This is a genomic window from Streptomyces sp. NPDC051018, assembly GCF_044456085.1.
In the GTDB taxonomy this organism is placed as follows: domain Bacteria; phylum Actinomycetota; class Actinomycetes; order Streptomycetales; family Streptomycetaceae; genus Streptomyces.
Genome location: NZ_JBITFN010000003.1, coordinates 512,017 through 525,882, shown reverse-complemented (window position 1 = coordinate 525,882; position 13,866 = coordinate 512,017). Strand labels below are relative to the sequence as shown.

Annotated in this window: 11 protein-coding genes; 7 read left to right on the top strand and 4 right to left on the bottom strand. The window is 72.6% G+C overall.

Features of this window, described 5'->3' with window-relative positions; genetic code table 11:
• Positions 1–463 precede the first annotated feature (463 nt).
• The 4 genes from ACIBCM_RS08625 to ACIBCM_RS08610 all read left to right on the top strand — a co-directional run bounded on the left by ACIBCM_RS08625 (position 464) and on the right by ACIBCM_RS08610 (position 5,030).
• Positions 464–1,891: a hypothetical protein gene (locus ACIBCM_RS08625; RefSeq protein WP_399241211.1), complete on the top strand. Its 1,428-nt coding sequence runs from the start codon at positions 464–466 to the stop codon at positions 1,889–1,891.
• 59 nt (positions 1,892–1,950) lie between these two features.
• Positions 1,951–3,156 (top strand): cysteine desulfurase-like protein, encoded by a 1,206-nt coding sequence (locus ACIBCM_RS08620; RefSeq protein WP_399241210.1) that lies wholly within the window; start codon positions 1,951–1,953, stop codon positions 3,154–3,156.
• Positions 3,157–3,305: 149 nt separating this feature from the next.
• Entirely contained in the window at positions 3,306–4,349 is a 1,044-nt protein-coding gene (gene gntD / locus ACIBCM_RS08615) for a guanitoxin biosynthesis L-enduracididine beta-hydroxylase GntD (protein ID WP_399241209.1), read from the top strand.
• A gap of 270 nt (positions 4,350–4,619) precedes the next feature.
• Positions 4,620–5,030, top strand: coding sequence for a helix-turn-helix domain-containing protein (locus ACIBCM_RS08610; protein WP_399241286.1), 411 nt, complete (start codon positions 4,620–4,622; stop codon positions 5,028–5,030).
• 333 nt (positions 5,031–5,363) lie between these two features.
• Here ACIBCM_RS08610 and ACIBCM_RS08605 read toward each other — a convergent pair whose 3' ends face one another.
• The 3 genes from ACIBCM_RS08605 to ACIBCM_RS08595 form a co-directional block, all read right to left on the bottom strand.
• Positions 5,364–5,960 carry a ClpP family protease gene (locus ACIBCM_RS08605; protein WP_399241208.1) on the bottom strand — a complete coding sequence of 199 codons (597 nt, stop codon included), beginning with the start codon at positions 5,958–5,960 and terminating at the stop codon, positions 5,364–5,366.
• Between the two features lies 1 nt (position 5,961).
• On the bottom strand, positions 5,962–6,648 hold the full coding sequence (locus ACIBCM_RS08600) for a ClpP family protease (protein WP_399241207.1): 687 nt from the start codon (positions 6,646–6,648) through the stop codon (positions 5,962–5,964).
• A gap of 321 nt (positions 6,649–6,969) precedes the next feature.
• A complete protein-coding gene (locus ACIBCM_RS08595) occupies positions 6,970–7,233 on the bottom strand; it encodes a UBP-type zinc finger domain-containing protein (protein WP_399241206.1) in 264 nt (87 codons plus the stop codon).
• An 897-nt stretch (positions 7,234–8,130) separates the two neighbouring features.
• On the opposite strand from ACIBCM_RS08595, the gene ACIBCM_RS08590 reads away from it, so the two are divergent.
• Together ACIBCM_RS08590 and ACIBCM_RS08585 are read left to right on the top strand one after the other, a co-directional pair.
• Positions 8,131–10,935 carry an alpha/beta hydrolase family protein gene (locus ACIBCM_RS08590; RefSeq protein WP_399241205.1) on the top strand — a complete coding sequence of 935 codons (2,805 nt, stop codon included), beginning with the start codon at positions 8,131–8,133 and terminating at the stop codon, positions 10,933–10,935.
• A gap of 289 nt (positions 10,936–11,224) precedes the next feature.
• Positions 11,225–11,950, top strand: coding sequence for a DJ-1/PfpI family protein (locus ACIBCM_RS08585; protein WP_399241204.1), 726 nt, complete (start codon positions 11,225–11,227; stop codon positions 11,948–11,950).
• A gap of 138 nt (positions 11,951–12,088) precedes the next feature.
• On the opposite strand, the gene ACIBCM_RS08580 is transcribed toward ACIBCM_RS08585, so the two are convergent.
• A complete protein-coding gene (locus ACIBCM_RS08580) occupies positions 12,089–13,111 on the bottom strand; it encodes a hypothetical protein (protein WP_399241203.1) in 1,023 nt (340 codons plus the stop codon).
• 362 nt (positions 13,112–13,473) lie between these two features.
• Here ACIBCM_RS08580 and ACIBCM_RS08575 point away from each other — a divergent pair.
• Positions 13,474–13,866 (top strand): hypothetical protein (locus ACIBCM_RS08575; protein ID WP_399241202.1); only part of this gene is annotated, 393 nt, incomplete at its 3' end.

Genomic DNA, 13,866 nt, shown 5'->3' with positions numbered 1-13,866 from the left:
GACCCGGGTTCTCGCGCACCGGTGGATTCCGGCCTCGCCGCCAGGGGCGGCGCATCGGAGATCCGCTCTTCCGTCATCCGTCGCGGTGGACGAATTCCCTGATTCTTGAAAGAAGCCGACAGATTCCCCGGCGTCATTCTCCGCCGGGTTCGGCGGGGCCGTGGAGTGCCCCGGGAATGCGGGCCGTACCGCTTCTCCCTTCAGGCCGATGCCACAGGCAACTTCCTTGCGGTGTGCGCTTCCCCGTAGCTCGCCCGAACATTTTCCTTCCTTCCGCCGCCGGGGCGGCGCGGAGTTTCACTGTATGGAACACGGGCGATGGCGCGGTTTTTCCGCTCCGTGCCCTGTTCCGCGCAACGAAACTCCGCGTGGACATCGCCTCCGGGAGGAAATACGTTCGGCCGCGTTCCCCTCACACCGCTTGTTTTCCGGTATCACTCGGCCGGGAGAAGGGACAGGTGTCATGTCCGGATCGAGCACGGTCGACGGCACTCCGCCCTCCGGCCAGCCCGGCACCACGGAGCCGGCGGCGCGTCTGGACGCGGCGATCCGGCGGCGCTTCGCGGGCCGCGCCTGTGTGGTGTTCAGCACCGCCGCCTCCCATATCGCCCCGGTGATCAGGGCGCTGACCGAGGCGGGAGCCGAGGGCGTGTTCGCCGCCACGGCCGACCGGCCCGCCGACGGTGTGTTCGGCCCCGGTGTGACCACGCACCGCGTACCGGTCACCGCGGACACCCGGGACGGGCTCGCGGCGGCCTTCACCCGCGCTCTCGCCGAGCCGTCCACCCGGCTGCTCGCGGCACTCGACCGCTTCGACCCCGGCAGGCGCGCACTCGTCCTGGACACCCGGGATCTGCCGGGGGAGCGGCTGGCGGGCCGGCCGCGCTACGGCCGGCGGCGTGCCGCCTGGGCCGTCGCCGAGGACAAGACCCGGGTGGAGCGGGTGTGGCGGGCGGCCGGAATACCGTGCCCGCCCGCCGCGGTCCTGCCGCCCCGGGAGGACGCCCTGCTGTCCGCCGCCGCCCGGCTCGACGCGGGCGGCGGCACGGTGTGGGCGGCCGACACCCGCAGCGGAATCCACACGGCGGCCGAGGGCACCCGGTGGATCCGCGGCGAGGCCGACGGCCGGCGGAACCTGCCCTTCTTCGCGGTCCGCTGCTCCCGGGTCCGGGTCATGCCCTTCGTCGAAGGGCTGCCGTGCTCGGTGCACGGTCTGGTGATGACCCGGGGAACCGTCGTACTGCGCCCGCTGGAACTGGTCGTCCTGCGCGACGGTGACCACCGCTTCGTCTTCGCCGGCACCTCCACCCACTGGGACCCGCCCCCCGGCGCCGCGCGGAACATCCGGGAGACGGCCCGCGCGGTGGGCGAGGGCCTGCGGCGCCTGTGCCGCTACCGCGGCGGCTTCACCCTCGACGGGGTGCTGTCCCCCGAGGGGTTCGTACCGACCGAGGTCAACGCCCGCCTCGGCTCGGGCCTCAACCTCGACACCAGCAGGCCCGATCTGCGGCTGGACCTGCTCAACCGTCTGATACGGGAGGGCGACGACTCCCTGCTCGAACCGGGGGAGCTGGAGTCCGAGATGCTGGACGCCCTCGACGCCGTACGCGGCGCCAAGGTGAAGATCCCCCTCCCCGTGCGCCCCTCCCGCTACGGCTCCGTCCCCCTGCTGTGGAGCGGCGGCCGATGGCGGCGGTGCGCCGGGGAGGACGGACCGGCCACGGCCGTACTGTCCACCGAACGCTCCGGTATCGGGGACATCATGCGGCTGCGCCTCGCCCCGGACGCCCTGTGCGGCGAGGCCGTCTCCGGCAAGGCCGTCGCCGCCTTCCGGCTCGGCCGGGACGCCCTGGGCGTGGCGGTACCCGAACTCACGGCGCCGCACTGGTGACCGGGCCCTCGCGCCGAGCCCATCCAGTCAGTTCACTCCAGCAGCGACGGGAGCCCGCCATGCACACTCGGCCTGACGCCGGGCCACTCACTCCGGAGCCCCTGCCGGTGCGCGGACTGCGCCACCGGTTCCCGGGCGCGCGCGGTCCCTGGGCACGGCTCGACGGGGCCGCCGGCTCCCAGGCCCTCGACCGGGTGATCCAGGCCATCTCCGACTATCTCTCCAGCGGGACGAACGCCAACACCGAGGGCTACTTCGAGGCCAGCGTCTCGACCGACGCGCTCGTGGCCAGGACCCGGGGACTGCTCGGCGCCCTGCTGGGGGCCGATCCCGCGGGGTTCGTCTTCGGCGCCAATATGACCTCGCTGGCCGCCGCCTTCGCCCGCTCGCTCGCCCGGCAGCTCGGGGACGGAGCCGAGATCGTCTGCACCCGGCTGGACCACGACGCCAATGTGGCGCCCTGGCTGGCGATCGCGCGGGAGACCGGTGCCCGGGTGGTGTTCGCCGACTTCGACCCGGTCTCGGGACGCCTTCCGACGGCGAACGTCACCGCGCTGCTGAACAGCCGTACGCGCCTGGTGGCGTTCACGGGTGCCTCCAACGCCCTGGGCACGATCCCCGATGTCGCCGCGATCACGGCCGCGGCACACCGCGCGGGTGCCCTGGCCCTGGTGGACGCCGTGCATCTGGTGCCCCACCACCCCGTGGACATCGACGCACTCGGCTGTGATGTCGTCTTCACCTCGGCGCACAAGTGGTACGGACCGCACGCGGGGATCCTCTGGGCGCGGCCCCACCTGCTGGCCGAGCTGTATCCGTACCAGGTACGCCCCGCGTCCGACGAGGTTCCCCACCGCTGGCAGACCGGAACGCTGCCGCTGGAGTCGATCGCCGGGATCGCGGCGGCGGCCGAGTTCCTGCTGGAGAGCGGTGTGCGGCGGCTGAAGGAGCGGGAAGAGTCCCTCTTCGCGCCGCTGCTGGAAGGGCTCACCCGGATGCCCCACATCACCGTGCACGGTCCGCGGGAACTCACCGACCGCACCCCGACCGTCTCCTTCAGCGTGGCCGGCCGCCATCCGGACTCGGTCGCCAGACAGCTGGCCGCCCGGCAGATCGCGGTGTGGAGCGGCAGCTTCTACGCCCATGAGGCCATGGCGGCCCTGGGCCTCGACACCTCGGGAGGAGCCGTCCGGGCCGGTATCTCCTGCTACACGGAGCCGGGCGACGTCGACCGTTTGCTGAGCGCCGTGTCCGAACTGCGCTGAGCCGCCGAACCGTACGGCCCCGATCCGGCGGCGTCCCGCGCCGGGCCCCCGTACCGCCATGAACCGCCCCGACCCGTACTGCTCCGTACCGCTCCGACCCCGGCGCACCGCCGCCGCGCACGCCGAGAAAGCCGGAAAAGGTGACCACGATGCTGATGACCCTGCGGCTGGAACCACAGGAAAGGGAGACGGTCACCGGCCTGCTGACCGACATCCAGGAGACCTACACCGCTCCCGACGCCCCGGCGTTCCTCGATGACGCCGCCCTGATCGCCCATGATCTTCCACGCCGGCTGCGCGCCGCCCTGCACACCTTCCGGAGCCCGGCGCCGGCCGCTCCGCGGGCCCCGCGATCGGGGGCCGCGGTCCTGCTCGTCGCCGGGAACGAGGTCGACGACGAGGGCATCGGCCCTACTCCTCCCCACTGGCGGGAGAAGAGCCCGGCAGGCGCCGCGCGGCGCACCGAGTTCCTGCTCGTGCTGTACAGCTCGCTGCTCGGGGAGGTCTACGGCTGGGCCACCCAGCAGGACGGCCGGCTGGTGCACGACATCCTGCCCATCGCGGGTCAGGAGGACGCCCAGCTCGGCTCGGGCAGCCGGGCGCCGCTGATGTGGCACACCGAGGAGGCGTTCCATCCCCACCGCGCCGACTATGTGGGGCTGCTCTGTCTGCGCAACCCCGACCGGGTGGGTACCACCGTGGGCGCCGTCGACCTGGCCGAACTGACCGCGGACGACCTCGAATGCGGCTTCGCACCCCGTTTCTACATCAGGCCCGACACCTCCCATCTGCCCGAGCAGAACAGGTCCCCGGCGGGGGAGGAGGGGGCGCGGTCGTTCGACCGTATCCTGCACATGGACAGCGCTCCGGAGCCGATCCCCATCCTGTTCGGCGACCCGGCGGACCCGTTTCTGCGCATCGACCCCGCGTATATGTACACCGCCCCGGGCGACGACCGGGCCGAGGGCACGCTGAAACGCGTGATGTCCTCCATCGAGAAGAGCCTGCTGAACGTACGGCTGGAGCCGGGCACCTGCTGCTTCGTCGACAACTACCGGGCGGTGCACGGCCGTGCCCGCTTCCGGGCGCGCTACGACGGCACCGACCGCTGGCTGAAGCGGGTGAGCATCACCCGTGATCTGCGCAGGTCGGCGGGTGAGCGCGCGGGCCCCGGCGGACGTCTGATGGCCTGACCGCCCGAGCCCCGAGCCCCGAGCCCCGGGCCCCGAGCCGTTGGCCCGACCCGGCTTCTCGCACCCGGGCCACCGGGAGTTCCCACGGCGGTTTCGCCGGTGGCGCAACGCGGGTGGGCTGTTCGCCGGACCGATCCCTCCTACTCTGAAGCGGTGAGCAGCCAAGAGCCGGACCGCCTCTGTGTCCTTCGTGTCCTTCGTCCGCACCCGCCCGAGGCGGTGCGCGACGCGCCGGGGCCCGGCGGCGGTGCCCGGCCCGTCCCGTCACGGGTGAGCCCTGCCGGGACCGAGCGTCCGGACGCGGAACCCCTCTGGAGGAACGTCGTCGGAGGCGTGCTGCGGCGCGAACGGCTCGCCCAGGGGCGCACACTGAAGGACGTCGCGGACGAGGCCCGGATCTCGATGCCGTACCTCTCCGAGATCGAGCGGGGCCGCAAGGAGGCGTCGTCCGAGGTTCTCGCGGCCGCCGCCCGCGCGCTCGGGCTGCGGCTGGCCGACCTCCTCACGCTCGCCCGGGACGATCTGTCCCGGGCCTCCGCCACCCCGTCCGTCAGGACCGGAAGCGAGCTGAACCGCGGCGGCCGGTCCGGCCCGTCCGGCCGGGGGTTCCTCCCGCCGACCGCCGGCGGCGGCGAACCAGGACTCGCCCGGTACGGCGGTGAGGTCCTCCTCGCCGCATGACCGGTCTGCCCCGTCCCCCGGGCACACCGGCCCGGCCGGGTCCGTAACGAAACCCCGGACCGTGTCCTCACCCCTGCGCCGTCCGCCCGAGATACCGGGCCCGGGGGTCCGGCCGGTGCGGGCAGCAGGCGCCGGACCACTCTCCCGTACGGATGTACCGGGGTGCTCGCGACCACGCGGCCCGGGGGCACCACCCGGGCCGCCGGGCCCGGGGGACGGGGGAGGCCCGAGTCCCCGACGCCAGGGGCGGGGTACCTCCCGGACCCCCGGTACCTCCCGGCCCCCCGGGCCCAGCAAGAGGCCGTGCCCGGCGGGACCGTGACGGCACACGCCCTAACGGCCCCGCTCGGTCAGCACCTCGTCCGCGATCCCGTACGCCACCGCCTCGCGCGCGGTGAACACCCTGTCCCGGTCCATGTCCGCCCGCAGCGTCGTGATGTCGTGCGAGGTGTGCCGGGACAGCACCTCCTCGACCTGGGAGCGGATCCGGAGCATCTCCTTGGCCTCCAGACTGAGATCCGAGACCGTCCCCTGCCGGCCGCGGTTCGCGGGCTGCCCCAGCAGCACCCGGGAGTGCTCCAGGACGAACCGGCGCCCGGGGGCACCACCCGCCAGCAGTACGGCGGCGGTCGAGGCCGCCTGGCCCACACAGAACGTCGAGACGGGCGCGCGGATGAAGCTCATCGTGTCGTAGATCGCCATCAGCGAGGTGAAGGAGCCGCCCGGAGAGTTGATGTAGATCGCCAGCTCCGTATCGGGACCGGCCGACTCCAGATGGAGCAGCTGGGCGATGACGACATTGGCCACGCCGTCGTCGATCTCGGTGCCGAGGAAGACGATCCGCTCGGAGAGCAGGCTGCTGTAGATGTCGAACGCCCGCTCGCCCCTCGGGCTGCGGTCGACGACCGTGGGAATCGTGTACTGGCTCATGTCACAGCCCCGCCCTGCGACGGCCGGCGGACGCCGGCCGGATGTCGTCGAGCGACGTCACGACATGGTCGACCATGCCGTACTCCCGTGCCTGTGCGGCCGTGAACCAGCGGTCCCGGTCGCTGTCGCGCGAGATCGTCTCCTCGCTGTGGCCGGTGTGCTCGGCGGTGATCCGCTCGATGGCCTTCTTGGTGAATTCGAGGTTCTCGGCCTGGATGGCGATATCGGCGGCGGTCCCGCCGATCCCCGCCGACGGCTGGTGCATCATGATCCGTGCGTTCGGCAGGGCGTAGCGTTTGCCCGCCGTCCCGACAGTCAGCAGGAACTGCCCCATACTCCCAGCGAATCCCATGACGAGGGTCGACACGTCGTTGGGGATCAGCCGCATGGTGTCGTAGATCGCGAGCCCGGCCGTCACCGATCCGCCGGGGCTGTTGATGTAGAGGCCGATGTCGCTCTTCGGCTCCTCGGCCGAGAGCAGCAGCAGTTGGGCGCAGACCCGGTTGGCGGAGATCTCGTCCACCTGGGTGCCCAGGACGATGATCCGCTGGAGCAGCAGACGCGAGGCCAGATGGTCGTCGAAGGGCGTCGGGGCCGTGTCGCCGTCGGCGGCTCGTGGTGCGAAGCCGGGCTCCGGACCGCCGGACGGCCACCGCGCGGTGTTCGGGGTGGTGGCGGTGAAGGACATGGGCGCCTCCCGTTGGAAACGCGGCGCCGGTCGCCGCGTTTCCCCCACTCTCGGCGCGCGCCGGGAGACGCGTCAGCCTTCTCGGCCCGTGGCAGATCTGCTGACGGCAGAGCGTTCCGGTGGGCCGGGTCCGCCGTACCGGCGGTCCGGTCGGAGCAGGATGAGGCGGGTCGCTGTGAGAGAAGGCGCCGGAGGCGGCGGTGACCTGCTCGCCGTTCGGCGGACGAGCGCTGGTGAACCCGTCCGCGCAACTGCCGGGAACGGCCCGAGAGCCGGGCGGGACCCGAGAGCCGGGCGGGGTGTCCGGGGTGGTGGCGACCGTCAGACGATGGCCTCGTGGACGTAGCACCAGCGCCAGTCCTCGCCCGGCTCGAAGGAGCGCGCGATGGGGTGTCCGGAACTGCCGGCGTGACCGCGGGCGTGCTTGAGCGGTGAGGAGTCGCAGCAGCCCACGTGCCCGCAGGTCAGACACAGTCTCAGATGGACCCAGGGCGTGTTCAGCCGCAGACACTCCTCACAGCCGTCGGGGGTACGCGGGGTCACAGGCTGCACCATCGACAGATGCGGGTCGGGTTCCATGGTCATCGCGTGCTCCTCGGAGATCTCGTCGTCGTAGCCGTGGCCGGTGAACGGCCGGGCGGAGTGGAAGGTGCCCCTGGGGCGAGGATCCCCCGGCCGCGGACCGGCCGCCCGGTCGGCGTCCTCCGACTGCCTCGGGAATGCTGTCCGGCCGTGAGTGGAACGATTCCGGCCAGAACTCTCCCGCATGGCCGAAATGAGTGCCATGCTGAGCGGGCGGTGCTCCTCCGTCTCTCCCCCGTGGCGGAGGAGCACCCCCTCCCGCCCCGTGCCGCTCCTTGCCACCGGACGGGCGGGCCGTCGCCGGCCCTCCCGGCTCCCCACGGGAGGGCCGACGGCCCTGCACCGATCAGGTCCTGCGGTCGCCGGTTTCACCGGTGATCGTCTCCGACCGCCGACGCGCCTCCGAAGAACCGAGGGCGGTGTCCAGCCGGAGGTGCACCGGTCTCGTCAGGACGGGCCCGGGCCGTTGACGGTGTCGCCGCCTCCACCCGGCCGCCGCTGGAACCCCTGCTCCGTCACCCGGCCCCACCGCCGCCCTCCGCGGGCACGAGCCCGCGCACAGCAGGAGCCACCATCACCCGCGCCGTACGTCCCTGGTGGTGAGACGGCACATCCGTGATCACCCCTCGGACGGCGCCCGCCCGGCCGGGTACTCGCCGAGGCCGTCCCGGCACGACGCGCGGTCCCGACGGCGAACGTCTCCCCGAGCCGGTTCCCCGAGCAGGCCCGCGGACGTGTTCCTCCTGCTCGGCTTCCCGCCCAACTCGTCATCTTCGTCATCGAGTTGACGATATTGCGGCTCCGGTGAGGCAACCCCCGGGCAGAGGTCCCCGTCCTCCCGGGAGTGGGGCCACCGGGATTCCTGGGGCGCCCGTGCACGATCGACGAAGGAGGACCACCGTGATCCGTTTCTCGCGCATGGCGACCACCGCCGTGACATTAATCGCGCTGGCGGCCGGGACGCCGGGACTGGCGCACGCACAGCCGTCCGCCGAACCCCGTTCGTCCCCCCAGGGCCACCGTTCGGCCAAGGCGCTGCCGGGCGACGACGGCCGCCTCCCCGAGGGCTGGCGGCTCACCGGCACGGGCGCCGGGCGGCAGCTCGTCTGGACCTCGGCCGAGCGGGTGCCCATGGGCGACGCCCGAGTCGAGTTCCACGACGGGGACCGGCTCCTCGGGAGGCCGGTGCCCGGGAAGGACGGCCGTAGCTTCCGGCTGACCCTGGACGGCGCGGACATCGGGACGGGGAAGGGGCTCAAGGTGGTCGCCGGGGGCCGCCGTCTCGACGAAGGCGGGACCGCCCGGACCCCGGAGGACCGGCGCCCCGCCGCTCCGGTACCGCCCGCGGCGGCACTCCCGGCGAACCCGGTCGACCCCGGACTCCCCGGCGGACACCGCACCATCACCGGCGAGTACGATCTCGCGCCCGTACGGCTGCCCGGCTTCCCCGCGCCCGTGGAGCTGCGCGGTGTCGTGGTCGCGCCGGTGGACGCCCCCGGGCCCCGGCCGGTGGCACTCTTTCTGCACGGCCGCCACTACACCTGCTTCGACGACGCGGGCAACACGGCGGGGGAGTGGCCCTGCCCGAGCGGACTGCGGCCCGTGCCGAGCCACCGCGGCTATCTGCACGACCAGAGACTGCTGGCCTCCCAGGGCTATGTCACGGTGTCCATCTCGGCCAACGGCATCAACGGGCAGGACTACCTGGCGGACGACGGCGGCGCGCAGGCCCGCTCGTCCCTGATACGCCTGCATCTCGCCCGCTGGGCCCAATGGGCCGCCGACCGGGACGGCGCCCCGGCCGCCGTGCGCAAGGCGGCGCGGCCGGATCTGTCCCGGGTGCTTCTGGTCGGTCACTCCCGGGGCGGGGAGGGCGTCAACCGGGCTGCTCTCGACAGCCTCAGCAGACCGCCCGCCGCCGAGGACGGCTACCACGGACCGGTGCGCTGGACGATCCGCGGCACCGTTCTGACCGGCCCCACGATCTTCGGCCACAACCCGGCTCCCGATGTGCCCTCGATGACCATCCTGCCCGGCTGCGACGGTGATGTGTCCGACCTCCAGGGCCAGATCTACGCCGACGGGACCCGGGGCGTCAGCCGCGGCGCGGCCCTGCACAGCGCGGTCTACATGGTCGGCGCCAACCACAACTTCTTCAACAGCGAATGGACACCCGGCCAGGCGCAGGCACCGGCGGATGACGACTTCTGGTCGGACGAATCGCCGGACCCGGTGTGCTCACCGGGTACGAGGACCCGGCTGACCGCCACCCAGCAGCAGACCGCGGGCTCGACCTACATAGCCGCGGCGGCCCGGCTGTTCGTCGCGGGCGACGACCGGGTGCGCCCGCTGCTGGACGGTTCGGACCGCCGTGCTCCGTCGGCCGGACCCGCGCGGGTGCTCACCCACGCCGTCGGCGCCCACCGCACCGCCGCGTTCCTCCCGGACACCTCGCCGGCCGTGACCGGCGGCAGGCTCTGCAACCAGGTCGATCGCAACCCGGCGACCGTCTGTCTGTCCACCGACGATGTCACGAAGTCGCCGCACTTCACCACCTGGGCCATGTCACCGGAACAGGGCCGCCACGCCGTCGCGATGACGTGGTCCAGGGCGGGGGCCGCCACCCGGGTGACCCCCGCGCGTCCGGTCTCCCTCACGGGCGCGCGGGCGCTGGCGCTGCGGGTGATCGTGCCGCCCAACACCACCGGAACCCAACTGGACATCGCCGTCACCGACACCAAGGGCCGCCGGGCGCATCTCGGCCGGGCCCGTGTCGACGGGCTGCCGGGCACCGGGCGGACCACCTCGTACTGGGCGCGCGAGATCCGTGTGCCCCTGTCCGCCGCCGTCCGCGCGGGCCTGAATCTGAAGAAGGTCAGGAGCCTGGAGCTGACACCGCGCACCACGTCCGGGCGGGCCTGGCTGATGGACGCGTGGGGGTGGCGTCCGGGCACACCTGCCGCACGTCCGGCCGCGCTGCCCCGCATCGACATCGGCGGGCTTACGGTGAAGGAGGGCGACTCGGGGGTCCGTACCTACCGCGTACCGGTACGAATCTCGGGGAAGGGCGGCGCACAGGTCCGGCTCTTCCTCTCCGACCCGGTCACGGGCGAGTTCAGGCCCCGCCTGGTGACGCTGCGTCCGGGCGCCCACACCATCGACCTCCCGGTGACCGTGCGGGGCAACACCCGCTACAGCGAGGTTCTCGCCCACTATGTGCTCGTCAAATCGGTCCGGGGCGCGCTCATCGGATCGTACCAGGGCGGGGTGATGGTGGAGAACGACGACCCGAAACCCACGGCCGTTGTGACGCCCGTCGCGGAGACCGTCACCGAGGGGCAGCCCCTGACCTGGCGGGTGACGCTGTCAGCGATCGCCGACTCCCCCATCACGGCCTTCGGGTTCACCATCCGTCCGGTGACCGGCAGTGCTCTGTCCACGGCGGATGTCGACGCGCAGTGGCTGGAGGACATCTTCGGTGAGTCGGCGGTCCCGGAACGGCCGCTGTGGCAGCTGGACAACCCGGAGATGTGGGCCTACATCCCGGCGGGCCGGCCGGGTGTCGAGGTGACCGTCCCGACCGTCGGGGACTTCGTGAGCGAGCCGGAGGAGTCGCTGCGGCTGGAGGCGTTCGAGTACGACGACGGTATCGGTGCCCCGCCGCCGGGGGAGGTGTTCACCGGCAGGGTGCGGGACGCGTCGTAACGCGGGGCACCGAACGGGGGCGGTGGTGTCCCGGGACCGCGGGCAAGCGGTCCCGGGACACCGGCCGTTAACGGCCACCGCGGCACACCGCATGCGGGCCGACCGCGCCGGTGCGGCCCGGTCGTGGCCGTGAACGGCCCTGACACCATCTCAGCCGCCGCGCGGCACACCGTGATACCGGTTGGCCTGACCACGGGCGAGAAGTAGCCTTGTCCCGGTACGGCCCGAAGGGAAGGTTCCGGCACCGCCTTCGCGGCCCCGCCGCCCCGGACCCCCAGGAGGTTCCGCCATGACCGCACCCGCAGCCCCCGGCCACCCCGAGGAGCGGGCCCGGACCATCGCCTTCGTCACCTACCCGGGCCTGACACCGCTGGACGTCGTCGGACCCCTCCAGGTCTGTTCCGCCCTGGCCGACCTGGTGCCGGAATTCACCGTGGTCGTGGTCGGTGAACACAAGGAGCCCATGAGCACCGACACACCGGTGTCCTTGGTGCCGAGCCACACCTTCGACGAGGTACCCCGACCGGATGTGCTGATCGTGCCCGGAGGGCTGGTGCCGACCCTCGCCGCCATGGCCGACGAGCACCTGCTGGACCGGCTGCGGGGGGCGGCCGCGGACGCCGAGATCGTCGGTTCGGTGTGTACGGGTTCCCTGCTGCTGGCCGCCGCCGGGTTCCTGGAGGGGCACCGGGCCACCAGCCACTGGATGTTCCGGGATCTCCTCACCCGGTTCGGGGCGACGCCCGTCGCCGAGCGATGGGTCGAGGACGGGCGGTTCGTCACCGCGGCCGGTGTGTCCGCCGGTATCGACATGGCCCTCCATCTGGTACGCCGTCTCGCGGGCGAGGACACGGCGCGCCTGGTCCAGCTCGTCATCGAGTACGACCCCGAGCCGCCCATGGGCGGCATCGACTGGGCGGCGGCCGGGACCGAGGCGTACACGCCCTTCGCGGACGAGCTGCTGGCCCAGGCCCTCGAAGGCGACCCCGGACTGCTGGCGCGCCTGCGCGGCTGAGAAGCGGGCGACCTGGGAAGCGGGCGACCGCTCCGGCCGAGGGCCCGCACGCCGGGACACCCCGAAGGCGGCGGGCCCGGTGGACGTACGCACCGGCGCCGGTCTGTCGCATCTCCTGGCCGGGGCGTTCTCCCGCCACTACGGCCGGTCCGCGCCGGCGCCGGATGCGACGGCCTCCTCCGGTTCCTCGACATCGCCGCCCTCGGGCCAGAACTTCCAGGCCGGGCGGGTGAGCGTGAACGTCGCGCCCGCCTTGAACACCTCCCGCCAGAACGCCGGGTCGCGCAGCAGCTCGAAGGCGCCGGACTCCCGGAACGTACGACTGGGCGGCACCCCCTGGATCCGGGACCCGACCCTGGTGGCGTAGCCGTCTCCCGCCGCGCTGAGATCGCCCCGGAGCACGAAGGTGAACGGCCTGGACGTACCGGTCAGGTTCAGTTCCAGCTCGAACGAGACATCGCACTCGGTCTCGTGGTTGTCCAGATGCGCGGTGAACTCCCAGCCACCGTCACTGCCGCACACGACCCGCGCCTCGGTGCACACCAGCGGTTCCATCATCCCGCCGGTGGAGATCTGCTGGACCGGCCGGCCGAGGGTGAATTCACGGCGGCTGCCGAACACGATCTCGCCGTCGGGGACCGACACCAGCGCGGGCGGCAGATCGGACCAGTCGTGCCACGTTCCCTCGTACCACCAGGTGGTGGCGAGCCGCCCGTTCCCGTCGACGGCGAAGACCTCCATATGGTCCTCGTTGCGTGACAGCGCGGCCAGGGGTGTGTGCTTGGGGAACCGCCGGGTGCCGAGGTCGTACCAGTCGCTCCACACCCCGTCGGCCCACCAGGCGCCCCGCGGCCGCTCGTCCTCGCCGACCGCGAAGATCTCCATGTAGTCCTCGGACCGCGACAGGGCGGCGACCGGTGTGTTCTTCGGCAGGACGTGGGTGCCGACGGTGAACGGCCCGCGCCACTCGCCGTCCCACCACGCTCCCCACAGCCGGCCGTCGGCCCCGACCCCGAACACCTCCATGTGGTCGTCGTTGCGGGACAGTGTGGCGATGGGGGCCTTCGGCGGGAAGACGGTGTCCCGGACCTGGAACCAGTCGTGCCATTCGCCGTCGTACCACCAGGCCGACCACAGTCGGTCGCCCTCCTGGACACCCATGACCTCCATGCCTCGTTGCGCGACAGCGTCGCGAGCGGGGTCCCCTGGAGGAACACCCGGCTTCCCAGGGTGAGATCGCCCCACTCACCGGTCCACCACGCGCCCCGGAGCAGTCCGTCGTCGCCGACCCCGAACACCTCCATGTGGTCGTCGTTGCGGGAGACGGTGGCGAGCGGCGCCCTCAGCGGGAAAGCCTGGCCGCTGACCCGGAACCAGTCGTGCCATGCGCCGTCGTACCACCAGGCCGACCACAGATGCCCGTCCTCCCAGACCGCCATGACCTCCATGTGGTCCTCGTTGCGTGACAGCGTCGCGAGCGGAGTACCCGGCGGGAACCGCTTGGTGCCGACCCGGAAGCGCTCGTGCCACTCGCCGTCCCACCACGCGCCCCAGACGTATCCGTCCTCGGCGACCGTGAAGACCTCCATGTGGTCGTCGTTGCGGGAGAGTGTGGCGACCGGCGCCAGTGCCGGGGCCGGCACCTCCCTGACGAAGGGGGCCGGAACCGTGTCCTCGAAGGGCTGACGGGAGCCCAGGGCGGTGGCGATACGCCGCAGATTCCGCCGGGCCCAGGCCAGCCCCGGACGGTCCCCCAGCCCCCGGAAGACGGTGACGGCCTCCCGGGCGCCGACGACGGCCTCGTCGAGACGGTCCGCGTTCTGGAGGTACGCCGCGAGCAGGACGAGCGCCGGGGCGAGAGCGCGCTGGTTCCCGGCCTCCCGGTTGATGTGGACGCGTTCCTGTGCTGCCTGGAC

Excerpts from the sequence above, each read along its gene's own strand:
- ACIBCM_RS08625 (WP_399241211.1), top strand. The coding sequence starts at position 464 with ATGTCCGGATCGAGCACGGTCGACGGCACTCCGCCCTCCGGCCAGCCC.
- ACIBCM_RS08620 (WP_399241210.1), top strand. The coding sequence starts at position 1,951 with ATGCACACTCGGCCTGACGCCGGGCCACTCACTCCGGAGCCCCTGCCG.
- gntD (WP_399241209.1), top strand. The coding sequence starts at position 3,306 with ATGCTGATGACCCTGCGGCTGGAACCACAGGAAAGGGAGACGGTCACC.
- ACIBCM_RS08605 (WP_399241208.1), bottom strand. The coding sequence starts at position 5,960 with ATGAGCCAGTACACGATTCCCACGGTCGTCGACCGCAGCCCGAGGGGC.
- ACIBCM_RS08600 (WP_399241207.1), bottom strand. The coding sequence starts at position 6,648 with ATGTCCTTCACCGCCACCACCCCGAACACCGCGCGGTGGCCGTCCGGC.
- ACIBCM_RS08595 (WP_399241206.1), bottom strand. The coding sequence starts at position 7,233 with ATGACCATGGAACCCGACCCGCATCTGTCGATGGTGCAGCCTGTGACC.
- ACIBCM_RS08585 (WP_399241204.1), top strand. The coding sequence starts at position 11,225 with ATGACCGCACCCGCAGCCCCCGGCCACCCCGAGGAGCGGGCCCGGACC.
- ACIBCM_RS08580 (WP_399241203.1), bottom strand. The coding sequence starts at position 13,111 with ATGGGTGTCCAGGAGGGCGACCGACTGTGGTCGGCCTGGTGGTACGAC.